The sequence below is a fragment of the Nocardia sp. CDC159 genome (assembly GCF_023740735.1).
Lineage (GTDB): Bacteria > Actinomycetota > Actinomycetes > Mycobacteriales > Mycobacteriaceae > Nocardia > Nocardia pulmonis.
Genome location: NZ_JAMRXH010000001.1, coordinates 406398 through 430005 on the forward strand (window position 1 = coordinate 406398; position 23608 = coordinate 430005).

Annotated in this window: 21 protein-coding genes; 15 read left to right on the forward strand and 6 right to left on the reverse strand. The window is 68.5% G+C overall.

The features are described from left to right. The first annotated feature begins 8 nt into the window (after positions 1 to 8). The 6 genes from NDR87_RS01940 to NDR87_RS01965 all read left to right on the forward strand — a co-directional run bounded on the left by NDR87_RS01940 (position 9) and on the right by NDR87_RS01965 (position 7498). Positions 9 to 1445 (forward strand): GuaB1 family IMP dehydrogenase-related protein, encoded by a 1437-nt coding sequence (locus NDR87_RS01940; RefSeq protein WP_251909097.1) that lies wholly within the window; start codon positions 9 to 11, stop codon positions 1443 to 1445. Positions 1446 to 1812: 367 nt separating this feature from the next. Next, a complete protein-coding gene (locus NDR87_RS01945) occupies positions 1813 to 3177 on the forward strand; it encodes a hemolysin family protein (RefSeq protein WP_251909096.1) in 1365 nt (454 codons plus the stop codon). Continuing rightward, a complete protein-coding gene (locus NDR87_RS01950; RefSeq protein WP_251909095.1) occupies positions 3170 to 4234 on the forward strand; it encodes a hemolysin family protein in 1065 nt (354 codons plus the stop codon). The genes NDR87_RS01945 and NDR87_RS01950 overlap by 8 nt, the downstream gene beginning before the upstream one ends. Further along, positions 4231 to 5145, forward strand: coding sequence for a 3-methyladenine DNA glycosylase (locus NDR87_RS01955; RefSeq protein WP_251909094.1), 915 nt, complete (start codon positions 4231 to 4233; stop codon positions 5143 to 5145). Before NDR87_RS01950 ends, NDR87_RS01955 begins: the two co-directional genes overlap by 4 nt. A 146-nt stretch (positions 5146 to 5291) precedes the next feature. Further along, positions 5292 to 6869: an LVIVD repeat-containing protein gene (locus NDR87_RS01960; RefSeq protein WP_251909093.1), complete on the forward strand. Its 1578-nt coding sequence runs from the start codon at positions 5292 to 5294 to the stop codon at positions 6867 to 6869. Then, positions 6869 to 7498 carry a DUF305 domain-containing protein gene (locus NDR87_RS01965; protein WP_251909488.1) on the forward strand — a complete coding sequence of 210 codons (630 nt, stop codon included), beginning with the start codon at positions 6869 to 6871 and terminating at the stop codon, positions 7496 to 7498. Before NDR87_RS01960 ends, NDR87_RS01965 begins: the two co-directional genes overlap by 1 nt. An 18-nt stretch (positions 7499 to 7516) precedes the next feature. Here the strand turns inward: NDR87_RS01965 and NDR87_RS01970 are convergent, their stop codons facing one another. After that, positions 7517 to 8704, reverse strand: a complete 1188-nt coding sequence (locus tag NDR87_RS01970) for a cytochrome P450 (protein ID WP_251909092.1) — start codon at positions 8702 to 8704, stop codon at positions 7517 to 7519. A 200-nt stretch (positions 8705 to 8904) separates the two neighbouring features. On the opposite strand from NDR87_RS01970, the gene NDR87_RS01975 reads away from it, so the two are divergent. From NDR87_RS01975 to NDR87_RS01985, 3 genes are all read left to right on the forward strand, one after another. Next, the gene (locus NDR87_RS01975) at positions 8905 to 9696 is read left to right on the forward strand and encodes a helix-turn-helix domain-containing protein (protein WP_251909091.1); all 792 of its coding nucleotides are present in this window, start codon (positions 8905 to 8907) and stop codon (positions 9694 to 9696) included. 228 nt (positions 9697 to 9924) lie between these two features. Further along, positions 9925 to 10692, forward strand: coding sequence for an SDR family NAD(P)-dependent oxidoreductase (locus tag NDR87_RS01980; RefSeq protein WP_251909090.1), 768 nt, complete (start codon positions 9925 to 9927; stop codon positions 10690 to 10692). After that, positions 10689 to 11969, forward strand: coding sequence for a PaaI family thioesterase (locus NDR87_RS01985; RefSeq protein ID WP_251909089.1), 1281 nt, complete (start codon positions 10689 to 10691; stop codon positions 11967 to 11969). The genes NDR87_RS01980 and NDR87_RS01985 overlap by 4 nt, the downstream gene beginning before the upstream one ends. A gap of 262 nt (positions 11970 to 12231) precedes the next feature. On the opposite strand, the gene NDR87_RS01990 is transcribed toward NDR87_RS01985, so the two are convergent. The 3 genes from NDR87_RS01990 to NDR87_RS02000 are packed head-to-tail and all read right to left on the reverse strand — an operon-like array spanning position 12232 to position 14893. Further along, positions 12232 to 13521: an acyl-CoA dehydrogenase family protein gene (locus NDR87_RS01990; RefSeq protein ID WP_251909088.1), complete on the reverse strand. Its 1290-nt coding sequence runs from the start codon at positions 13519 to 13521 to the stop codon at positions 12232 to 12234. 2 nt (positions 13522 to 13523) lie between these two features. After that, on the reverse strand, positions 13524 to 14153 hold the full coding sequence (locus NDR87_RS01995) for a TetR/AcrR family transcriptional regulator (RefSeq protein ID WP_251909087.1): 630 nt from the start codon (positions 14151 to 14153) through the stop codon (positions 13524 to 13526). Beyond that, positions 14150 to 14893, reverse strand: coding sequence for an SDR family NAD(P)-dependent oxidoreductase (locus NDR87_RS02000; RefSeq protein ID WP_251909086.1), 744 nt, complete (start codon positions 14891 to 14893; stop codon positions 14150 to 14152). The genes NDR87_RS01995 and NDR87_RS02000 overlap by 4 nt, the downstream gene beginning before the upstream one ends. Positions 14894 to 15045: 152 nt before the next feature. On the opposite strand from NDR87_RS02000, the gene NDR87_RS02005 reads away from it, so the two are divergent. Beyond that, a complete protein-coding gene (locus NDR87_RS02005; protein WP_251909085.1) occupies positions 15046 to 17229 on the forward strand; it encodes a malate synthase G in 2184 nt (727 codons plus the stop codon). Positions 17230 to 17235: 6 nt separating this feature from the next. On the opposite strand, the gene NDR87_RS02010 is transcribed toward NDR87_RS02005, so the two are convergent. After that, positions 17236 to 17772, reverse strand: coding sequence for a hypothetical protein (locus NDR87_RS02010; protein WP_251909084.1), 537 nt, complete (start codon positions 17770 to 17772; stop codon positions 17236 to 17238). A 344-nt stretch (positions 17773 to 18116) separates the two neighbouring features. On the opposite strand from NDR87_RS02010, the gene NDR87_RS02015 reads away from it, so the two are divergent. Together NDR87_RS02015 and NDR87_RS02020 are read left to right on the forward strand one after the other, a co-directional pair. Further along, positions 18117 to 18980, forward strand: a complete 864-nt coding sequence (locus NDR87_RS02015) for a PHB depolymerase family esterase (RefSeq protein ID WP_251909083.1) — start codon at positions 18117 to 18119, stop codon at positions 18978 to 18980. Positions 18981 to 19143: 163 nt separating this feature from the next. Continuing rightward, the gene (locus tag NDR87_RS02020) at positions 19144 to 20094 is read left to right on the forward strand and encodes a hypothetical protein (RefSeq protein ID WP_251909082.1); all 951 of its coding nucleotides are present in this window, start codon (positions 19144 to 19146) and stop codon (positions 20092 to 20094) included. A 13-nt stretch (positions 20095 to 20107) separates the two neighbouring features. Here NDR87_RS02020 and NDR87_RS02025 read toward each other — a convergent pair whose 3' ends face one another. After that, positions 20108 to 20419, reverse strand: coding sequence for a DUF3349 domain-containing protein (locus tag NDR87_RS02025; RefSeq protein WP_251909081.1), 312 nt, complete (start codon positions 20417 to 20419; stop codon positions 20108 to 20110). Positions 20420 to 21036: 617 nt separating this feature from the next. On the opposite strand from NDR87_RS02025, the gene NDR87_RS02030 reads away from it, so the two are divergent. From NDR87_RS02030 to NDR87_RS02040, 3 genes are read left to right on the forward strand one after another with little or no spacing between them, the layout of a single operon-like run. Further along, a complete protein-coding gene (locus NDR87_RS02030; RefSeq protein WP_251909080.1) occupies positions 21037 to 21582 on the forward strand; it encodes an HNH endonuclease in 546 nt (181 codons plus the stop codon). A gap of 26 nt (positions 21583 to 21608) precedes the next feature. Beyond that, a complete protein-coding gene (locus NDR87_RS02035) occupies positions 21609 to 21869 on the forward strand; it encodes a WhiB family transcriptional regulator (protein ID WP_251909079.1) in 261 nt (86 codons plus the stop codon). A 19-nt stretch (positions 21870 to 21888) separates the two neighbouring features. Then, a complete protein-coding gene (locus tag NDR87_RS02040; RefSeq protein ID WP_251909078.1) occupies positions 21889 to 23586 on the forward strand; it encodes a substrate-binding domain-containing protein in 1698 nt (565 codons plus the stop codon). Positions 23587 to 23608: the final 22 nt, after the last annotated feature.

Genomic DNA, 23608 nt, shown 5'->3' on the forward strand with positions numbered 1-23608 from the left:
TTGCCGGAGTGCAATTTCTACCGGGCCACACGCCGCCGTACGACCTGACCTACGACGACATCTTCCTGGTCCCCAACCAGACGGATGTCGCGTCGCGCTTCGACGTCGACCTGTCGACCACCGACGGGACGGGTACGACGATCCCGATCGTCGTGGCGAATATGACGGCGGTCGCCGGTAAGCGGATGGCCGAGACGGTCGCCCGCCGCGGCGGCATCGTAGTGCTGCCACAGGATCTGCCGATCAGCGCCGCCACCAAGACCATCTCCTACGTCAAGAGCCGCTCGCTCACCGCCGAGACCCCGGTCACCCTCGGCCCGGATCACTCCGTCTCCGAGGCGCTGGCGCTGATCCACAAGCGCTCCCACCGCGCGGTCGTGGTGATCCAGGACGGCAAGCCCGTCGGCGTGGTGACCGAGGACTCCTTCACCGATGTCGACCGTTTCGCGCGGCTGCACACGGTCGCCGAGACCGACTTCCTCACCGCGCCCTCCGACACCGCCCCGCGCGAGCTGTTCGACCTGCTCGAGACCTCCCATTCCCACCTCGTCGTGCTGACCGAGGCCGACGGCACCCTGGCCGGTGTCATGACCCGCAAGGGCGCGGTGCGCGCGGGCATCTACGACCCGGCCGTCGACGCGCGGGGCAAGCTGCGCGTCGCGGCGGCGGTCGGCATCAACGGCGACATCCCGGCCAAGGCCAAGGCACTGGTCGACGCGGGCGCCGACGTGCTGGTGATCGATACCGCCCACGGCCACCAGGTCAAGATGCTCGAGGCGCTGCGCTCGGTCGCCGACCTGAAGCTGGGCGTGCCGCTGGTCGCGGGCAATGTCGTCTCCGCCGCCGGCACCCGCGATCTGGCCGCGGCGGGCGCGGACATCATCAAGGTCGGGGTCGGCCCCGGCGCGATGTGCACCACCCGCATGATGACCGGCGTGGGCCGCCCGCAGTTCTCCGCCGTCGCCGAATGTGCCGCCGCCGCAAAGGAACTCGGCGTGCACATCTGGGCCGACGGCGGCGTGCGCCACCCCCGCGACGTGGCCCTGGCGCTGGCCGCGGGCGCGTCGAACGTCATGATCGGCTCCTGGTTCGCCGGAACCTACGAATCGCCCGGCGATCTGCGTACCGACCGCGACGGCAACTCCTACAAGGAGAGCTTCGGCATGGCATCCAAGCGTGCGGTCGCCGCCCGCACCGCCTCCGACAGCGCCTTCGACCGCGCCCGCAAGGCCCTGTTCGAGGAGGGCATCTCCTCCTCGCGCATGCGCCTGGACCCCGAGCGCCCCGGCGTCGAGGACCTCATCGACCACATCTGCTCGGGCGTGCGCAGCGCCTGCACCTACGCGGGCGCCCGCAGCCTGGCCGAGCTACACGACAAGGCCGTGCTGGGCGTGCAGTCCGCCGCGGGCTTCGCCGAGGGCCGCCCGCTGCCGTCGGGCTGGTGATTTCGACCACGAGGATGCCGGATCGACCGGTCGATCCGGCATCCTCGTGCACCCGGCGGATTCGCGGCCGGGACCTCGCGTGATCGCGATGCGGTACGCGCGGCGCGGCCGGATTCGGGCCCGGCCCGACGCCGGAACATGGGGCAGCGCGCTGCGGGAAGCCGGTAAAGAACCCGGTAACATGTGGGTACCCGAGCCGTCTCATCGACTCGAGATCGAGCACGTACTCCACTCCCACCTGCGAAAGGAACCAGTTGTCACCCGCGTCCCAGGGCGCCACTCAGGAGGGCTCCTCTACCGAGCCGGGTGACCAACCCGGCGCCTCCGCTCCCGCAGTTCCTCCCGTTCATTCGGGGTGGTGCTGACAGTGTCAGTCGTGCTCACGGTGGCCTCCCTGGTGGGTTTCGTCGCACTCACCGCCGGTACCGCCCTGTTCGTCGCGGCCGAATTCTCCCTCACCGCACTGGAACGCAGCACCGTCGAGGCGCACGCCCGGGAGGGCGATCTGCGCGCCCGCCAGGTCCGTCAGGCCCATCGCACCCTGTCGTTCCAGCTGTCCGGCGCTCAGCTGGGCATCACAATCACCACCCTGGTCACCGGCTATATCGCCGAACCCGTCCTGGCCCGGCTGATCGAGCCGGTGTGCACCGCCCTCGGCGCGGGTCCCGCCGCCGCGCACGGCATTTCGCTCGTGCTGGCCCTGGTCCTGGCCACCTCGCTGTCGATGACCTACGGCGAGCTGGTGCCCAAGAACATCGCGATCTCCGCCCCGCTCACCACCGCGCGCTGGACGGCCGCGCCGATGATCGCCTTCTCCGCCGTCTTCGCCTGGCTGATCCGCTTTCTCAACGGCAGCGCCAACTGGGTGGTGCGCCAGCTGGGCATCGAACCGGCCGAGGAACTGCGCTCGGCGCGTTCCCCGCAGGAACTGGGCTCGCTGGTGCGCACCTCGGCCAAGCGCGGCGTCCTGGATCAGCGCACCGCGCTGGTGGTGGATCGGTCGCTGGAATTCGGTGAGCGCAGCGCCGAGGAGCTGATGACCCCGCGAGTGAAGATCGAGACCCTCGACCAGGACGACACCGTCGCCGACCTCATCGCCGCCGCGGGCCGCACCGGCTTCTCCCGCTTCCCCGTCATCGACGGCGATCTGGACAACACGCTGGGCATCGTGCACATCAAACAGGCCTTCCTGCACCCGGTCTCGCAACGCAACCGGGTCAAGCTGCGCTCGATCGCCCATCCGGTGCCGATCGTCCCGGCCAGCCTGGACGGCGACACCGTGCTCGACCGCGTGCGCGCCGACGGTATGCAGGTCGCCCTGGTCGTCGACGAATACGGCGGCACCGCGGGCCTGGTCACCATGGAGGACATCATCGAGGAGATCCTCGGCGACGTCCGCGACGAGCACGACGAGGAGGAACTCGATGTCCGCCGCACGCCCGCGGGCTGGAACTGCTCGGGCCTGCTGCGCATCGACGAGGTCTCCCGCACCACCGGCTACGACGCCCCCGAGGGCGAATACGAGACCCTGGGCGGCCTGGTGCTGACCAGGCTCGGCCGCATCCCGGTGGCCGGGGACGAGGTCCTGCTGCCCGAACCCAGCAACGGCCAGCAGGCCGACGGCGGCTGGCTGGCCCGCGTCGAACGGATGGACGGCCGCCGCATCGACCGCGTGCTGCTGCGCCCCGTCGACGCCGACGCGCTGCAGAGCTGGGAGCTCAGCCATGGGTGACATGTTCGGAATCGTGCTGGCGCTGGCGCTGCTGGGCGGCAACGCCTTCTTCGTCGGCGCCGAGTTCGCGCTCATCACCGCCCGCCGCGACCGGTTGGAAGCCCTTGCCGCCCAGGGCAAGCGGGGCGCCACCACGGTCATCCGCGCGGGTGAACAGCTGTCGATGATGCTGGCCGCCGCGCAGCTGGGCGTGACGATCTGCTCGCTGCTGCTGGGTCGCATCGGCGAACCGGCGGTCGCCCATCTGCTGGAGCGGCCGTTCGAGCTGCTGGGTGTGCCGCCGGAGTTGTTACATCCCATCGCCTTCGCGCTGGCGCTGGGGTTGGTGGTGATGCTGCACATGCTGCTGGGCGAGATGATCCCCAAGAACATCGCCCTGGCCGGGCCGGAACGCGTTGCGCTGCTGCTGGTTCCGATGCTGCTGCTGTGGCTGCGACTGGCCCGCCCGCTGATCACGCTGTACAACCTGGCGGCGAATCTGACCCTTCGGGCGCTGCGCATCGAACCCAAGGACGAACTCGACGCCACGGTCTCGACGGTGGAGTTGGCCGAGATGATCGGCGAATCCCGGTCCGAGGGTCTGCTCGACGAGGAGGAGCACCGGCGGCTGACCCAGGCGCTGGGCACCACCGACCGCATCATCGCCGATGTCATGGTGCCGCTGGCCAAGACCCGGTGCGTACCGCTGCGCGGGGACGGCACCACCCTGGGCGATATCGAGACCGCGGTCGCCGAGACCGGCTTCTCCCGTTATCCGGTGCGCGCCTCCGACGGCTCGCTGGTCGGCTATCTGCACGTCAAGGATGTGCTGGACAAGGTCGCCGACGATTCGGCGGGCCCGGCCACGCCGATCCCGCGTGCCGACATCCGCCCGCTGCCCACGGTCAGCATGGGCACCACGCTCTACGAGGCGCTGGCCCGATTGCGCCGCACCAACAGCCATTTGGGTCGCGTGGTCGATTCGCGCGGCAATACCGTCGGCATCGTCGCGCTCGAGGATCTGGTGGAGGAGTTCGTGGGCACGGTGCGCGACGCCACCCACCGGATCGCGGAATGAGTGCACCGAATCTCATCGACGTCCTGCCCGAGCGCGAGTGGCGGGCTCGGGCGGCGGCGCATCGGGACCGGGTGGACGAGCTCATCGGCCCCTACCTGGAGATGCGCGCCGCCGGGTCGAAGCATCCCGTGATCGACTTCCTGTTCACCTACTACGGCCACAAACCCGCCCAGCTGCGCCGCTGGCATCCGGGGTACGGGGTGGGGTTGGAGAACGCCGTGGAGTACGCGAATTCCAGGGGCTATCACCGGGTTTCGACCGACACCGGCCACACTCGCACCGGCGAGCGGCCGATGCCCGGAGTGTGGACCGCCGATCCGGCATTCCTGGCCCGCCGCCGCGACACCGTGGAATTCGTCGCGCGACTGCTGCGCGCCACCGCGGCGCGCCCCGCCCACCTGTCCTGCTTCGGCCTGCACGAGTGGGCGATGGTCTACCGCACCGACGACGTCCGCCATCGGCAGGTCCCGTTGCGCCTGGGCCACTCCGGAACCGACGCGGTGGTGGAGTCGATGCCGCTGCGCTGCACGCATTTCGACGCCTTCCGCTTCTTCACCCCCGCGGCCGTCCCCCGCAACGCCGACCTCCTCACCCGCGACGATCAGATCCACCGCGAACAGCCCGGCTGCCTGCACGCCAATATGGACCTGTACAAATGGGCGTTCAAACTGGCCCCCCTCCTCGATTCCGCCCTGCTCCTGGACTGTTTCGAACTGGCCTGCGCCGCACGCGAACTCGATATGCGCGCCAGCCCCTACGACCTCACCGAATTCGGCTACACCCCGGTCCCCATCGAAACCCCGTCCGGCCGCGCCGAATACGTCCGCGGCCAGGCCCGCCTGGCCGAGCGCGCCGCCCCGCTGCGGACTCGCCTGCTCACCGCGGCCGAGGGCTTGCTCGCGGCGGCCTGATCCGTTTCGAAACGAGATCTTGTTCCAAAACGCCCGTCCCGAGAAGGTGAATGGGTTACCGTTTCGACGTATTGGCGTAACCGCCGGTACGCGGTAGTGCGGGTCGCGTATCGGCGGGTGAAGGTTCGATGGTTGGGGGTGCCGCAATGTTGCGGTTCAACAGGTTTCGGCGCTCGAAGCCGCTGGTCGTACTGGCGGTAGCGCTGCTCGGCGCGGCGGCGCTGCCGCTGGGCGGAGCGTCGGCGGATCTGCGGTCCGAGATCACCGATCAGGTCCGGCAGTTTCTCGATGTGGGACAGGTGTCGGTCCCGCGGGCGGACTGCGGGCCGGGCTCGGCGCCGGAAACCGGTCTGCAGGGCGATGTTCCGGCCGCCGATCGCAACAGCGGGCGCAGCACGCGCGGCTACAGCTGCAATATGTCCAGGGTGGGTGGCTTCGTCGGACATGGCGGCGGGATCACCTCCACCACCTACGACCACTGCTCTTACACCGGCTCGTTCTTTCCCGGCAACCTGCTCGATCCGGCCCGGGGCGTGCAGGTGATCGACGTTTCCGATCCGGCCAATCCGGTCCTCACCGGCTCGCTCACCGAACCGGCCATGGTGCAGGGCACCTGGGAGAGCCTCAAGGTCAATGCCGAGCGGAAGCTGCTGGTGGGAACGGGCGTTCCGATCGGCACCGGCGTCGGCTACCTGTCGGTCTACGACATCTCCGACTGCGCCCATCCCCGGCTGCTCAATCCCGGCCCGGGCACGAATCTGGCCATGCCGCTGCCGATCACCACGCACGAGGGCGGCTTTTCCCCCGACGGGCGCACCTACTGGTCCTCCGGCGTCGCGCCCGGCTTCGTCAGCGCGATCGATCTCACCGATCCGGCCAATCCGCGCGTCGTCTGGCAGGGTCTGACCGGTATCGAGGCGCACGGCTTCGGCATCAGCCCCGACGGCAACCGCATGTATCTCTCGGCGCTGGGCGGTTTCACCGTCCTGGACATCAGCGCCGTGCAGCGCCGCGACCCCACTCCGCAGGTGCACCACATCGGCCGGGTGTTCTGGACCGACGGCTGGGCCACCCAGCACAGCATTCCCGTCACCTACGGCGGCAAGCCCCATCTGTTCACGGTGGACGAGGGCGGCTCGGGTGGGGTGAAACTCATCGATATCTCCGACGAGACCAACCCTCGGGTCGCGGCCAAACTCAAGCTCGAGATCAACCTGCCCGTCCACCTGGACAGTCAATTGGCCTCGGCGATGGGCGGTTCGGCGTTCTCCTACGATCCGCACTACTGCGCGGCCGACCGGCCGAACGATCCCACGGCACTGGCCTGCGGCTGGGAATCGTCCGGCATCCGGGTGTTCGATGTGCGCGATCCGTACCGCGTGCGCGAGATCGCCTACTACAACCCGCCCGCGCGTACCGGCCAGAACCTGGATCTGTGGAACTCCCCGCATGCGCTGGCCTCGCTCATCGGCCCGCCCGTGATGCAGGGCTTCTCGATGGCCCGCGCGATGCTCAACGGGCAGTTCGATCCGTGGCAGGCGCTCTCGCCGCGCACCGGCATGCTCGCCTTCGGCGACGTCTCCACCGACTGGTGTTTCGCCCCGCCGGAGTGGCACGGCAACCAGCTGTGGACGACCTGCAACGACAACGGCTTCATGGTGCTGCGACTGGACAACGACGTGTACACGCCGCCGCCGGATCAGCGTTCGATCGTGGGGTCGTGATGCGAGTCCTGGCCTACCTCGCGTCGGCGCTGATCCTGCTGGTGATCGGCGCCGCCCTGCGCCCGCTGGTGCTGCCCGACACCACCGCCGCCCCACGGGTTCTCGACGACACCGAGATCGGTTTCGCCCAGGACATGACCGCTCACCATCAGCAGGCGATCCTGATGGTGGCGCGGCTGGATCCGACCGTCGATCCGGCCGTGTGGCGACTGGCCCAGCAGATCGATCAGACCCAGCGCACCGAGATCGGCACCCTGCTGGGCTGGCTGCGGCTGGCCAATGCCTCCCCCACCGCCCGCCAGCCCATGGCGTGGATGACCGATCCCGGTGCGGCCCATCATGATTCGGCCATCGCCGCGCAACCCGCTCCCGCCGCGATGCCCGGTATGGCCGCCATGTCCGAACTGGACCGCCTCGCCGCCGCGCGCGGGCGGGACGCGGAAATCCTGTTCCTGCAACTGATGTACCGCCACCACCAGGGCGGCATCACCATGGCCCGCGCCGCCGACCGCGCGATCCGCGCGGGCGCGGTGAAGGAGGCCGCACGCGCTATGCTCACCGCGCAGAGCCAGGAACTGGGCTTGATGGCGGTCATGCTGAATCAGCGTGGCGCCCAGCCGCTTGCGTGACCTCCGGCGCGACCACCCTCACCAGGTGACCGGCAGCCGCCGCACGCCGAGCAGATTGCCGTATCGAAGCGGGACCTGCTCGGGCTCGATCGCCAGTGCCAGCCGCGGGAATCGGGTCAGCAGGGCGGGTAGGGCGATCCGCAGCTCCACTCGGGCCAGCTGATGGCCGAGGCACAGGTGCGCGCCGTGACCGAAGGCGACGTGGCCGGTGGCGCGGCGGCGCAGGTCGAGGACGTCGGGATCGTCGAAACGGTCCGGGTCCCGATTGGCGGCGCTGCCCGACAGGGCCACGGTCTCGCCCGCTCGGATCAGCTGCCCGCCCAGCTCGACATCCTCGAGTGCCGCGCGGGCGCCGGTGTGTGCGATCGTCACATAGCGCAGCAGCTCCTCCACGGCCGAGTCGGCCAGGTCCGGATCGGCACGCAGGGCCGCGAGCTGGTCCGGATGGTCCAGCAGCACCATGACACCGAAGGCGATCATGTTACGGGTGGTCTCCAACCCGGCGCCCAGCAGGAATGTGGCCAGGCCCGCGACCTCCTCGTCGGTCAGATCGGTCGCGGTGAGCTCGCTCAGCACGTCGTCGGTGGGCCGGGCGCGTTTGGCCACGGCCAGGCGGGCGAGGTATTCCGCCACCTCCTGCCATGCCGCGCCCATCTGTTCGAACGACTCGGGCTCGATGACCGTCGACACCTGCTGCTGGAAGAACTCGTGATCGTCGTACGGCACGCCGAGCAGTTCGCAGATCGTCAGCGCCGGAACCGGTTGCGCGTACGCGCTCATCAGATCGAGGGGCGGGGTCGTCCGGTCCATCGCATCCAGATGTTCGGCACAGATCCGGTGGATGCGCTCGGTGAGCAACCCCATGCGGCGCACGGTGAATCGGGCGGCCACCGCTCGGCGCAGCCGGGTGTGCCCGGGCGCGTCGATGCCGCTCAGGTCGCCGGGCGGGGCCGGTGGGAGGGTGCCACCGGAATCGTTGACCGGATCGTGGACCAGTTCGTAGCGGGCGCCGAAACGCGGATCGGCGAGTACCGCCCGCACCAGCTCATGGCTGGTGGCCAACCAGCCCAGATGCCCGTCCGGGAAGCGCAGGCGGGTCAGCGGGCTGTGCGCGCGCAACTCGGCCAGTCCGCGGGGCGGATCGTAGGGGCGTCTCGGATCTCGCTCCAGCGGCAATGTGATTGCGTCACCGGCTGTTTCGGTCATCTCTCCTCCTCCGTGAGCTGATCCCACGGTAGGAATCGTTCACGAGCCAGGCAATGATTCGGCTTGCAAATTCGCAGGTGAGCGGCGAATTATCTACATTTCGTTGCAATGGTGGTGCGCAGCAACGCAATTCGACGTTGCAATGAGTTGCCCGCGAATGCCACCCTGGAATCCAACCACCGACAATCAGGGAGCACTCGATGCCGGGACGTCGCTTGGCCTACCCCGAGCGCCGACAGATCACCGCGGGCCTCGCCGCGGGTCTCACCTACGCCGAGATCGCACGCCGGATCAACCGCCCCACCTCCACCGTCACCCGGGAAATCTCCCGCAACGGCGGCCCCGACGCCTACCGCGCCGAACCGGCCCAGCGAGCCACCCAGCAACGCGCCCGCCGCCGTCCACCCACCGTGGCCCCCGCCGTCGCCCCCACCGGACCCGACGCCGCAGCGATTCACACGATAGGAGATCAACTGGTCGCCATCTGGATACGAATGGGCCTGCCCCGCATGGTCGCCCGGGTCTTCACCCACCTGCTCCTCGCCGACGCCGACGGGCACACCGCCGCCGACCTGGCCGCCCATCTGCGCGTCAGCCCCGCGTCCATCTCCAAGGCGGTGGCCTACCTAGCCACCACCGGCCTCCTGACCCGGGAGCGCGAGGGCCGACGCGAGCGCTACCGCATCGAACCCGACATCTGGGCCCGCACCGGCGCGATCAACGCCGAACTCGACCGCCAGCTCGCCGAAACCGCCCGCCGCGGCGCCGCCCTCCTGGGCCCCGAGACCACCCCCGGCGCCCGCCTCACCGAAATGGCCTGGGCCTTCGACAACCTCTTCGGCATCGAACTACACAGCGCCGAACGCTTCCGCGATTTCATCGAATACTCCACGGGCACACCCCCACCCACACCACCCACCCTCCCCTGCCCGCACTGCGGCGGCGCGATTTCCCTCCCGAATCACCCCATCAGCAATCAGCCCACCCACTAACTCGGCCAGCAACGGCCCCACCGAAAACGAGACGCGCACAGACCAGGATGCCGGTCGGCACCGACATCCGATATCGGTTCGCCCACAACCGGTTTCACCCACGCGCGGAAGCCTCCTCCGGAAGAGCTCAGGGCGACGTAGCAACCGCATGAATTGCCCACCCCGGTCAGCGCCGTTGCCACCGCGACCGCCTGGTCGACAATCCGTTCGCCCGGTAGCGTCGGCGCTATGAGTTTGGCGGGACGCGTCGCATTGGTCACCGGCGCGGGGCGGGGAATCGGACGGGCGATCGCGCTGGCGTTGGCCGCGGATGGAGCCGATGTCGCGATCAACTATCGGGCCGATGACGGGGCCGCGCGCGAGACGGTGGCGGCGGTCGAGGCGGTGGGGCGGCGCGCGATCGCGGTGCGGGCGAGCGTGGATTCGGTCGAGGAGGACGAGCGCATGGTCGAGCGGGTGCTCGGCGAGCTCGGGCCGGTGGACATTCTGGTCAACAACGCCGGGATCGCCAGCCGCGGTCGCTTCGTCGCCGATACCGATCCGGCCGAACTGCTCCGGGTGCTGGCCACGCACGCCCTCGGCGCGCATCATGTCACCCGGCTGATACTCCCGGCCATGCGCACCCGCCCGCGCGGGGATATCGTGATGATCTCCAGCACCGCCGTCGCACAGCACGCCGCGGGCAGCGCACCCTACGCGATGGCGAAATCCGCCCTGGAGGCCCTGGCCCTCACCCTCGCGAAAGAGGAGCGCCGCCACGGCATTCGGGTGAACATCGTCGCCCCCGGCCTGGTCGATACCGAAATGGGCCGCCGCCTGGTCCGAGCCGTCGCGGGCATCGACGACATCCACCAGCTCGACGCCGCCGCCCCCTTCGGCCGCGTCTGCCGCCCCGAGGACGTCGCCAACACGGTCCGCTTCCTGGTCTCCAACCGCGCCGAATACCTCACCGGCCAAAAGATCCACGTCGACGGCGGCGGCACGGACTTCGCATGACCACCCACCCCGAAACGATCATGATCCCCGCCCACATCCACGGCTATCCGGGCGTGGCCTTCGGCGGCTATGTGGCGGGGCTGTTGGCAGCGCGCGCAGAGCGGGGTCTCCTGCGCGTCGCTCCCGGTGCCGACACCGCCCGGATCCCCGCTGGCAGCAAGGTCGAACGGATCGGGTCCGGCAGCACTGCCACGCGCATCGGCTCCGCCGAGAACCCGCCGCACGTCGACGCCAACGGCACCGCTCCGTGCGGTGAATCCGGTGACTTCGCGTGCCTCGAGCCCGAAAACAACTCCTCGCGCGGCAATTCCGGCGATAACTCCCCTTCCGGCGGATTCGCCAACCACTCTCCCCGCGCCCCATTGGGCAACGACTCGCCGTGCGGCCGATCCGACAACGACTCCTCGCACAGCGCACCCGGCAACGTCCCACGCGACAGGTCCGACAACGACCCCGCACGTGGCAAGTCCAACAACAACTCCCCGCGCGACGCACCCGAGGACAGCTGTCCGCGTGGCGGATCCGACAGCGACCTCCCGCGCCGCGAGTCCGACGACCTCCGGCGCGGCCCATCCGGTGGCGACGTCCTGCACTGCCCGCCCGATGACGATGCCCTTCGACTCGACGCCGGGAACCGAATCGCGTCTATCGGTTCCGAAAGTCTCGGCCTGCGTGTCGATTTCCGGCGGGCGATACCGGTCGAGACGCCGATCACGCTGGCCGAAACCGGTACGGGCTGGGCGCTTCTCGATGCCGAGGCGGTGCTGTTGGCCGAGGTGGGTCGGGATGTTGGGCCCGATGTGGTGGTGCCGGAACCACCGTCATGGGCGCGGGCGCGGGAGGCTTCCGCCAAATCCGCCGCGGTCGAGCGCGCGATACCCGATTGCTACGGCTGTGGGACCGCCTGTCGGCCGGGGCGCGGATTGCGCTTGTATCCGTGGGGGCTGCGGGGGCGGAATATGGTGGTGGCGGCGTGGGTTCCCGATCGGGAGCTGGCCGGGCCCGATGGCCTGCTCCCCCCGCCCACCGTCTGGGCGGCCCTGGACTGCCCCGGAGGCTGGGCCGCGATCGTGCTGTCGGGCATGCGGCCCGGTGGGGTCACCGCGGCCATGCGGGTGACTCGCCATCGGCCGATGCGCGCAGGTGAGAAGTATCTGGTACATGCCTGGCCGATCGCCACCGAGGGTCGCAAATACACGGTGGGCGTGGCGATCTCGACGCCCGAGGGCCTCCGGTGCGCCACGGCCGAGGCGCTGTGGATCGAACCGCGCGGTTGAGCCGAAAACGCCGAATGCCACGTGTTTTCACGTGGCATTCGGCGTATCTCGCTCACCGCGTCACAGCGGGGGCATTCCGGACGAACCGGTCGTGGCCCAGTTCCAGAACGCGTTGATGTGCATGATGAGCACATTGGCGAGATCGATCACGGTGCTACCCATGGGTATTCCTCACATCAGGCAATGGACTTGCAGCGCCCAGGGTAACGGGCCGGCAACGATGCCGACGCGCTTTGGCCGCCGTGCCCGTCCGACACCCGGGTCAGAGGTTCCCGACGGCGTGCTCCAATCTGCGGGCCACCAGTTCGCGGGCCTGCTCGCGCAGCACCGGCCGATAGCCGCTCGGATACACCGGATCCGCGGGCGCGTACTGCTTCAGCACCTCCTTGGCGAGGGTGATCTTGTGCACCTCGGTCGGCCCGTCGGCGATGGCCATCACCTCGGCGTAGTTCAGCATGTCGACGAACGGCAGATCCTCGCTGACGCCGAGCGCTCCGTGCAGATGCAGGGCGCGCCGGGCGATGTCGTGCATGACCTTCGGCATGGCCACCTTGATGGCGGCGATGTCCTTACGCACCCTCAGGTAGTTCTGCTCCTTGTCGATGCGCCAGGCGGTGCGCAGCACCAACAGGCGGAACTGCTCCATCTCGATCCAGGAATCGGCGATGCGCTCCTGGGTCATCTGCTTACCGCCCAGCACGCCATTGCCCATCGGCCGCGACACCGCCCGCTCGCACATCATGTCGAAGGCCTTGCGCACCAGGGCGACCGTGCGCATGGCGTGATGCACGCGGCCACCGCCGAGGCGGGTCTGCGCCACGATGAAGCCCTGCCCCTCCGCGCCCAGCAGATGATCGACCGGAATACGCACATCGGTGAACCGCAGATGGGCCTCGTGCTCGCTGAAGCCGTGTACGTGGAAGTTCTTGACGATCTCGAGGCCCGGGGTGTCGGCGGGCACGATGAACATCGACAGCCGCTGATGCGGCGGCGCGTCCGGATCGGTAACCGCCATGACGATATGGAAGGTGGCGAATTCGGCGGCGGTGTTGAACCACTTCTCGCCGTTGATCACCCAGTGCTCACCGTCCCGCACGGCCGTGGTCCGGAACGAGGTCGGATCGGAACCGCCGGTGGGCTCGGTCATCACATAACAGGAGCCGATCTCACCGTCCAGCAGCGGCTGCAGATATTTCGCCTTCTGCTCCGCGGTGCCGAAATGGGCGAGGATCTCCGCATTGCCCGAATCCGGCGCCTGGCAGCCGAACACCAGCGGCGCCCACATCGACGTGCCCAGCACCTCGTTGAGCAGGGCCAGCTTCAACTGCCCATACCCCGGACCGCCCAGTTCGGGCCCGAGATGGCAGGCCCACAACCCCTGCTCCTTCACCTGCTCCTGCAGCGGCCGCAGCAGCGCGCGCACCTGTGGATCGGTCCGGTTGTACGGGTTGAGCCCGATCAGGTCGAGCGGTTCCACCTCGGTACGGACGAACTCGGCGACCCAGTCCAGCTTGCGCTGGTACTCCGGATCGGTCTCGAAATCCCAAGCCATGATCAGCCTTTCGTATCTGTCGAATGGACGAGTCCGTCCAGGACGGTGCTGGCGAGCAAATCCGCGATGGCGTCGGGACCGTGGCCGCCGCGGGGGCGGTACCAGAGGGTCACCGAATTGAGCATGCCGAGAATGCCGTTGGTGATCACATGATCGGAGGTGCGCAGCAGCCCCTCCGCATGCCCCGCGTCGATCACCCGCTGCCAGCGCTGCTGCACCTGGTCGCGCAGCTCCTGCAGGTCGGCGGCGCGCTCACCGGTCAGCGCCGAGACGTCGCGCAGCTGGATCGCGACCTCGAGCCGGTGCTCGATGATCAGCCGGATGTGGCTGTGTATGAGCCTGCGCAGCTTGGTGACCGGGTCGTCGTCGCTCGACTCGATCTCGCTCGCCTCGGCGTCCATCACCGCGGTGTAATCGCGCAGGATCTGGAACAGCAGCTCCTCCTTGGAACCGATGTGGTAGTACAGCGCCCCGCGCTGCACATCGGCGCGGTCGCCGATCTCGGCGACACCGGTGCCGTGAAAGCCCTTGGCCGCGAACAGCTCCACCGCCACCCGCGTGATGCGCCAGCGGGTCTGCTCCGCCGTCGCGGCCGGGGGACGTCCCCGGCGGCGCGCCGGTGCCGTCGTCATTTCCAGCCCCCGTCCAGGGCCAGCGTCGCCCCCGAGCAGTAGCCGGACGCCTCGGCGTCGGCGAAATACAGTGCCGCACCCACGATCTCGTGCGGCTGGCCGACCCGACCCGCGGCGGTATGCCTGCCCATCTCCGCACGCAACTCCTCGGACCAGGCCGACGAGATGTCGGTGGCGAACGGGCCGCACTGAATCGTGTTGACCCGCACCGCCGGACCGTAGGTCTGGGCCAGCCCCAGCGTGAGCGCGTTCAGCCCCGCCTTGGCCGCGGCGTACGGCACCGCGAGCGGCTCCGGCCGCACCGCCTCCAGCGAGGAGATATTGATGATCGCGCCGCCATCCGCGGCCGCCATCCGCGCGCCGATCAGGGCCGAGAGCCGGAACGGCCCTTTGAGATTCACCCCGACGACCTTGTCGAACAGTGCCTCGCTGACCTGATCCAGGCTTGGATACAGCGGCGAGACACCCGCATTGTTCACCAGCACGTCGACCCGCCCGAATTCGGCGTAGGAGGCCTCGACCAGGGCGTCGCACTGCGCCCACTCGCTCACGTTGCACGCCACGGGAAGTGCGCGGCGGCCGTGGGCGTCGGCGACCCGTTTCGCGAGCCGCGCGCACGCGTCGAACTTGCGACTGGCGATCACCACATCGGCCCCGGCCGCCGCGAAAGCCAGCACCATCTCCCGCCCGAGGCCCCGACTGCCCCCGGTGACCACAACGACCTTGTCCGACAGTCCCATCGGCGGCCCCTCCCGGTGAAATGTTCCGAGTAGTACATTAAATGTACCAGCCGATACAATCAAGGGGCCGGGGTCACAATCCCCGTTGACTACCGCCGAGTAACATGACAGGCGTACTTTTTCCATCCGGCTTTCTCGAAATGAGGCAGTAGATGACAGAGCGGATTCAGGTCGGCGGACTGCAGGTGGCGAGGGTTCTCCACGAGTTCGTCGAGAACGAGGCGCTCCCCGGCACCGGCGTCGATTCCGCCGCGTTCTGGTCGGGTGCCGAACAGGTCATCAACGACCTCGCCCCGCGCAACCGCGCCCTGCTGGCCGAGCGCGACGAGATTCAGGGCAAGCTCGACGCCTGGCACGCCGAGAACCCGGGCGCCGGTTACGACAAGGCCGCCTACAAGAAGTTCCTCGCCGAGATCGGCTACCTGCGCGAGGAGCCCGCCGACTTCCAGATCGCGACCCAGAACGTCGACGACGAGATCGCCACCACCGCGGGTCCGCAGCTGGTCGTGCCGGTGATGAACGCCCGCTTCGCGATCAACGCCGCCAACGCCCGGTGGGGCTCGCTCTACGACGCCCTCTACGGCACCGACGCCATCCCCGAGACCGGCGGCGCGGAGAAGGGCACCGGCTACAACAAGGTCCGCGGCGACAAGGTCATCGAGTGGGCCCGCAACTTCCTCGACGACGCGGTCCCGCTGATCACCGGATCGCACGTCGGCTCGAAGAAGTACGCCATCGTCGACGGCGAACTCGAGGTCACCCTCGAGGACGAGACCACGATCGGCCTGGCCGATGCCTCGGCCCTGGTCGGCTACCTCGGCGAGCCCGAGAATCCGACCGCGGTGCTGCTGAAGCACAACGGACTGCACATCGAGATCCAGATCGATCCGGACTCGCCGATCGGCAAGACCGACGACGCGGGCGTCAAGGACGTCGTGCTGGAGTCCGCGGTCACCACGATCATGGACTTCGAGGATTCGGTCGCCGCGGTCGACGCCGAGGACAAGGTGCTCTGCTACCACAACTGGCTGGGCCTGATGAAGGGCGATCTGGCCGAGGAGGTCAGCAAGGGCGGTAAGACCTTCACCCGCACCATGAACCCGGACCGGGTGTACAAGGCCCTCGACGGCTCGGATCTCGTGCTGCACGGCCGCTCGCTGCTGTTCGTCCGCAATGTCGGACACCTCATGACCTCCGACGCGATTCTCGACCAGAACGGCAACGAGGTGCCCGAGGGCATCCTGGACGGCCTGATCACCTCGCTCATCGCCAAGCACTCGCTGCGCGCGGACGTGAAGCTGACCAACTCCCGCACGGGCTCGGTCTACATCGTGAAGCCGAAGATGCACGGACCGGACGAGGTGGCCTTCACCAACGAGCTGTTCGGCCGCATCGAGGACGTGCTGGGCCTGCCGCGCAACACGCTCAAGGTCGGCATCATGGACGAGGAGCGCCGCACCACGGTCAACCTGAAGGCCTGTATCGCCGCCGCCAAGGAGCGCGTGGTCTTCATCAACACCGGCTTCCTCGACCGCACCGGCGACGAGATCCACACCTCCATGGAGGCCGGGCCCATGGTCCGCAAGGCCGATATGAAGAAGCAGCAGTGGATCCTGGCCTACGAGGACTGGAACGTCGACACGGGCCTCGCGACCGGCCTGCCGCACAAGGCGCAGATCGGTAAGGGCATGTGGGCCATGCCCGACCTGATGAAGGACATGCTCGAGCAGAAGATCGGCCATCCGCGCGCCGGTGCCACCACCGCGTGGGTGCCCTCGCCGACGGCCGCGACCCTGCACGCCACCCACTACCACCTGGTGGACGTGTTCAAGCGTCAGGCCGAGATCGCCAAGGGCGGCGCCCGCGCCTCGGTGGACCAGCTGCTCGAGATCCCCCTTGCGGCCGAACCGAATTGGACCGCCGAGGAGATCAAGAACGAGCTGGACAACAACTCCCAGTCCATCCTCGGCTATGTGGTCCGCTGGATCGACCAGGGCGTCGGCTGTTCCAAGGTCCCCGACATCCACGATGTCGCCCTGATGGAAGACCGCGCCACCCTGCGCATCTCGAGCCAGCTGATGGCCAACTGGCTGCGCCACGGCATCATCACCCCCGAAAAGGTGGTGGAAAGCCTCGAGCGCATGGCCCCCGTGGTCGACCGCCAGAACGCGGGCGACAAGAACTACAAGCCCATGGCCCCCGACTTCGCGGCCAGCGTCGCCTTCCAGGCCGCCAAGGAGCTCGTCCTCGAGGGCACCAAGCAGCCCAACGGCTACACCGAGCCGATCCTGCACCGCCGCCGCCGCGAGGCAAAGGCCCTGGCCGCCAAGAACTGAGGCCGATCAACCGAAGCCCCCGGCCGGGATCCGGCCGGGGGCTTCGTCGTGCTTGCCGTAGTCGGCGAAGATCTCGTCGATCGAATCAGCGATCACCGCACGTTGGATCCACCCTTCGAGCGTCTCGGGATCCCCGCACTCACGGACCCGCGCTTCGAGTTCGGCCGGAACATCGATTCCCCGAGCGGCGAGCACGGCCAGCAGCGCCTTGGCTTCTCCCTTGGCTTCGCCCTCGGCGACACCTTCGCGGTAGATCCCGCGGAAGAAGTCGCTCATGGGTTGCCGTGTAGTGCTCCGCATCAGCGCCTCCAGGTATCGCTGGGCCACCTTCGGCAAGGTGGCCATCACCAGGTCAAGGTACATATTCACCACCGCGTCCGCCCGGTACTCGGTCGGGTCGATATCCGGAAAGTCAGCCGAATCCAATCGCACATGGTCGAACTCGGGTAATCGCATGCCGACCACGGAGATCAACAATTCCGAGACGAGCTGGGGTCGCACGCGAATCAGCTCGATCAGCGCTTCGTGGACTCGGGACGGCATGGCCGGGCACGCTACGCCCGCCCACTGACGGGTTTGGCCGAATAGAAGTCCATACGGACCTCGGAAGCCGAGTTTCCAGAACGGAATGGCCCAAGAGGGAATGTTATGTGATCCAGCTAACAAACCGCTCGGTGTGGCTATAAGCAGGTATGGGTAATCGTTTCAACCTTGCGGGGCCGTTCCGGCGGATCGGTGTCGCGATTGCGTGTGTCGTGCTTGGAGTGGGGGTCGTGGCCGTGGTGGCGCCGGGGGCGCCCGCGGCGGCGCAGACATGTTCGCTGGCGCCTACGGATGGGCCCGTATCGCGGACGATCAAGAGTCCATTTCCGCTGGAACACGGTGGAGTGATCGATGTCGAGCGCAGCTATCTGCTCTATGTGCCGCCCGGGCTGACCGAGGCGGCGCCGTTGCTGGTTCTCAATCACGGGGCGAACGCGACCGCGGAGAACATCGAGCAGCACACGGGCTGGACGCAGTACGCGGCCGAGCATCGTTTCATCGTGGCCTACAGCCGGACGCTGGTGCGGACCGATCGGCTGCCGATCATCGGGCCGGTGGTCGGGTCGATCATCTATCCGGGCAACGTCTGGTTCTTCAACGAGGGCTCGTTCGATGTGGCGTATCTGAAAAACGTTGTCGCCGATATCAAGAGCTCCTACTGTGTGGACGCCAGGCGCGTGTACAACTGGGGCTTCTCCGAGGGCGCGATCATGGCCAACCGGATGGCCTGTGACGCGGCGGACGTGTTCGCCGCGGTCGTGTCCTGGCAGGGCTCGGATGCGACGGTGCCGAGCGCGAGCAGCCTCGCGGTCGCATTGGATCTGGGCCTGGGGCCGCTGATGGGCCTGACACCGCTCACCGAGTGGATCTACCGCCTGAATGTGCCGATCTCACCGTGCGATCCGAGCAGGCCGATCGCGGTGGGCGTGTATCAGGGCAGTCAGGATCTGTACTCGCAGCAACCGGTCGGCAGGCAGAACGTCCATCAGTGGAATCTGCGCAACGGCTGCCCGACCGAACCCAGCAGCTCGCAGATCAATGTCGGCTTCTGGTCGGCGATCCACCAGTACAGCCCGTGCAACGCCGGTATCACCGAGGTGTGGGCGACCATGGCCGGTGAGCCGCACGGCTGGCCGAGGGACCCGGCCAAGGCCGCGGCGCTGCGCGACGCCCAATGGAACTATCTGTCCTCCTACACCCTGCCCTGATCCCTTGCGGCGGTACATCACCCGACCGAGGCGGGCGCGCGGCCACCGGCCGACCGCCCGCCTCCTCGTGTCGCGTATTCCGATTCCGCGATATCCACTCCATTCACCGCGCGACCATGAAGCCACCGAGGCGCATTCCGCGGCTCCATCTGGGAGAGTTGCCATGACTTTCGTCCCGTTACCCAATTGCGAGCGGCAGCCGGTGCCCGCACCGCCCGGCGGCCCCTACCGCACCCAGCGATCGTTCAATGTCGACGACGGCACCTACGAAACGGTGACCCTCGATCTCAACGGTCGAGTGGTCCACGTCCGCGACGGCGTCATCGAACTACAGGCCGACGATTCCCGACTCGACACCTTCACCTTCCGCTGGTTCGACCCCGCGACGTGCCGGACCACCGGCTACGGCCAGGGCACCGAGATCACCACCAAGGACAAGCTGGTGGAATCACACAGCGTCCGGATCGATACCACCGGGCGGATCACCGAATACGAGTACGTCCAGAAGCGCGTCGACGACGATTCCGGCGTCCAGCACTTCGTCATCGATACGACAACGAAAGTCACCCAGCCCGACGGCCATTCGAAGTCCGACCGGATGGTCGACGACTGGGGTAACGGCCGGACGCAAATCAAGGAGCACTACGAGGAGGGCAGGCTGACCGATCGCAGCGCCTACAGCGTCGACCGGCCCGGCAATCCCGCCGCCGGCAACCAGAGCAGCACCACGATCCACTACAACGAGGACGGCGGGGCCACCATTCGAACCCAGTCACGCGACGAACACGGCACCCCGCACGACACCACCACCCGGGTCGACAAGCACGGCAACCCCATCGAATCGCCCCTCGCCGACGACGACCCCGCGCCGCGCCCCGCGCAGCCGAACCCCCTGGCGACCGGGGAGGACGAGCCCCTCGAAACACCGGAATTTCGCGCGCTCGCCGAAAACGCACTCGCCGAAAAGCCCGTCGCCGTCCTCGACGAGGCCGTCCGAGCGACCCCGAGGGCATCGGTGCGAATCGGCAATGTGGCCGTTCCCAATACGTCCGGGATGATCTCCCACGACGATGTCCTCGCGCACGTTCTCGACGGTCTGTATCCCGATATGTGACCTCGGGCCGGACTCAGGCGGGCGTGCCCGGCCAGGCGTCGTCCACCGGCCAGCCGCCCGCCACCAGATGCGCGCGCACCCGCGCCAGATCCGATTCCCGCGGCATCTCGTCGGTGAGCTTGGTGATGATCACGCCGGCTTCGGCCCGCTCGGCCGGTAGCGCGCCCTGCTCCACCAGTGCGGCCGCCACCTCACGCACCTCCTCGCGCGACAGGCGGCGCGACAGCAGCGCCAGCAGCGGCACGTAGTCCGACTCCGGCACCCCGTGCGGATAACCGGCCCGCAGCCAGTCGACGATCTTGGCGAGGAATTCGGATAGCGGCATCGATCTCCAGTTCTGTTCGCGGCGAGCATGTTCCGGACTTCGACGGGTGCGCGAGCGGCCGTCCCCACCGGCCGGGCGTGACGCTACCCGGATCGCATCGTCGCGGCCGGGCCGCCGGTGTGCGAACCGGACGATCGCCCCGCGCCCAGCTTACGATGCGCCGCCGCGAACGCCTGTCGCACCTGGCCACGACCGAACCGATCCGATACCGCGCGCAGGACAGCGGCGACTACGACCACACCCTGCGGCCGCAGCCGGGCCGCGAGTGTGCGGTCGCGACCGGATCGCCTTGCACCAAGCCTCCCGATCGTGGAACAAAACCCGCCGCCCCCTCGTTGCACCCTGTGGCGAGGGGGCAAAAAAATCACCCGACAACGGCGTAACGCTGTGTCACCATTGGCGATGATCACACCGGCACCGCAGTGGGCGGGGCCGGAACACCTCGGCGAGCATCAGGAAGGAGGAGGTGGCCGATGCCAGACAAGACCATGCCCGATCTTGGCGCACAACGACTTTCGAGTCACGAGCGGCGATTGCCGTCCGGCCGCCTCCAGCGACGGGCCTGACCCTCGCCCTTCCGAATTCATCTCCGCTCTTCACGAAACATGGTGCCGCCCATGCCGTTCCGCCGTGCCGCCGAGGCGGCTCCGAATCCCGACAACTGGATACACACCGGCGTGCTGGTGCTCAACGCCTCCTACGAGGCGCTCACCGAGATCGGCGCCGACCGCGCGGTGGTGCTGCTGATCTCCGGCGCGGCCGAAACCGTCGCCGCCCACGAGCCCTACTTCCCCATCCGGTCCAAGCATCTGGAAATGGCGCTGCCCGAGACGATTCGACTGCTGCGTTATGTCTATCTCGAACACCGGGTGCAGATCCACGACGAGAGCCGGGCCACCCTCGCCGGCGTGCTGCGACGCGACCGGTATCGGTGCGGCTACTGCGCCGGATGGGCCCGCACCGTCGACCACATCCGCCCCCGCAGCCGGGGCGGGCCGAACACCTGGAGCAACCTCGTCGCCGCGTGCGAACCGTGCAATACCCGCAAGGCCGACCGCACTCCCGAGGAGGCCGGGATGCGGCTGCTGTGGGAGCCCAAGGCGCCCGACGAGCTGGCCGCACGACAACGGCGGATCTGGAAGGACCTGGCCGCCACCACCTAGTGACCCCGGGAAAGGAGGGGATCCGAATGACGAACGCAGTACAGGAGCTCACCCTGGTGGATCTGCTCCCGCTCTCGGACTCGCAGAGCTGGGAACAGGCCGCCTGCAAGGGCGATCCGAACCACGAGGCGTGGTTTCCGTACCCGTCGCAGGACTTCGCGTACGCGCGGGGCATCTGCGCGTCCTGCCCGATCCGGCGGCAGTGCGGGGAATTCGCCGCCAACACCGGACAGACCGGCGTCTGGGGCGGGCACGAGTACGACCGCGGGCGGCTCGTGCGCGAGTAACCCCCTAAACTGGCATTTCGTGGGTACACATCGCAGCGCGGGCGGTTCACGGGGCGTCAGCAAGGGACTGGTTGTCAGCGTGGTGGCCGTGCTGCTGGTGATCGCGGCGGTCGGTGGCTGGTTCTGGCTCAGCCACCGCGCCGACGACGAGAGCCGCAGCGCGGCCGCCGAATGCGTCGAGGGCTCGGCCGCACTGGCCGTCACCGTCGATCCGGACGTGCTGACCCCCGTCGAGGCGGCCGCGCGGCGTTTCAATGCCACCAACCCCAAGGTGCGCGATCACTGCGCCAGCGTGCGGGTGATCGCGCGCCCGTCGGCGGCCATGGTCGCCGGATTCACCGGCGGGGCGTGGAATCCCCAACTCGGCGCGCAACCGGCACTGTGGATTCCGGATTCCTCACGCTCGGTGGAGGCGATGCGGGTGCCCGGCCTGGTCGAGGGCACGCCGACGCCGGTGGCCGCCAGCCCGATCGTGCTCGGGGTGCCCGAGCCGCTGCGTCAGGCGCTGGACAACGCCAAGACCCGCTGGGCGGATCTGCCCAACCTGCAGCAGGGTTCGCTCGGCGATATCGGATTGAAGGGCTGGGGCGGGCTGCGGCTCGCGCTGCCCGGCGGCGACGGCGCGGATGGGCCGGTCGAAGACGACGGCGTGGCCGTCGCGGTCACGGTCGGCGCCGCGCTGTCGAGCGGCGATCCGCTCACCGACGAGGCCGCCCGCTCCGGTCAGGTGATCGCCGCCATCTCCAAACTCGCCGCGGGTGCGCCGCGCCCGGCCGACACCGCCGCGGGGCTGACCGAACTGGCCGCGCCCGGCGATCCGGCGCAGGCGAAGATCCATGCCGTACCGGTCACCGAACAGCAGCTGAAGGCCAAGGGCGGGCTCGCGGAATTCCGCCCGGCCGGTGCGGAACCGATCGCCGACTACCCGGCGGCGCTGCTGAACGGGCCGTGGGTGGACAAGACGCAGAATCTGATCGCGGGCCTGTTCGTCGATTATCTGCGCGCCCCCGAGCAGCAGAAGCTGTTCGCCGACAACGGATTCGCCGCCGCACCGGCCACGGCCCCGGCGGTGCCCGCGAAATCGGTTGTCGAACAGGTGCGTTCGGTGCTGGCCAACCCCGTGCTCGGCGTGCAGGCCACCGTGTTGCTCGACACCTCCGCCGCCATGGCCGTCACCGACGGCACCCTGACCCGCCTGGGCAACGCCCTCGGCGCCCTGCGCTCGACCGTCGACACCATGCCCCCGGACTTCGGTCTCGGCGTCTGGACCTACGACGACGGCGCCGACGACGACAAGCCCTACCAGATCGTCTCCCCCACCGCCGGACTCGACCAGCAGCATCGCAAGGATGTGGCCAAGGCCCTGTCGTCGCTCACGCCCGGCACCGCCAAGACCGACCGCGCCTATCCCGCGCTGCAGGCGGCCTATCGCGGCGCCGTCGCCGGATTCTCCCCCGGCCGAACCAATTCCGTCGTCCTGATCACCGGTGGCCCCAACGACACCTCCGACATCACCGGCGATGAGCTGATCGCCGACATCACCGCCGCGACCGATCCCGCCCGGCCGGTCCGCATCGACGTCATCGCCCTGGGCTCCCAGCCCTCGACCACCCTGCAAACGCTGGCGGAAAAGACCGGCGGCAGCTACACCCGCCTGTCCACCACGAACGATCTGGCCTTCGGCACCGCGGTCAGCAAGGTCCTCACCACCCCCTGACCTGTCGGTGGCCTCTGGCATC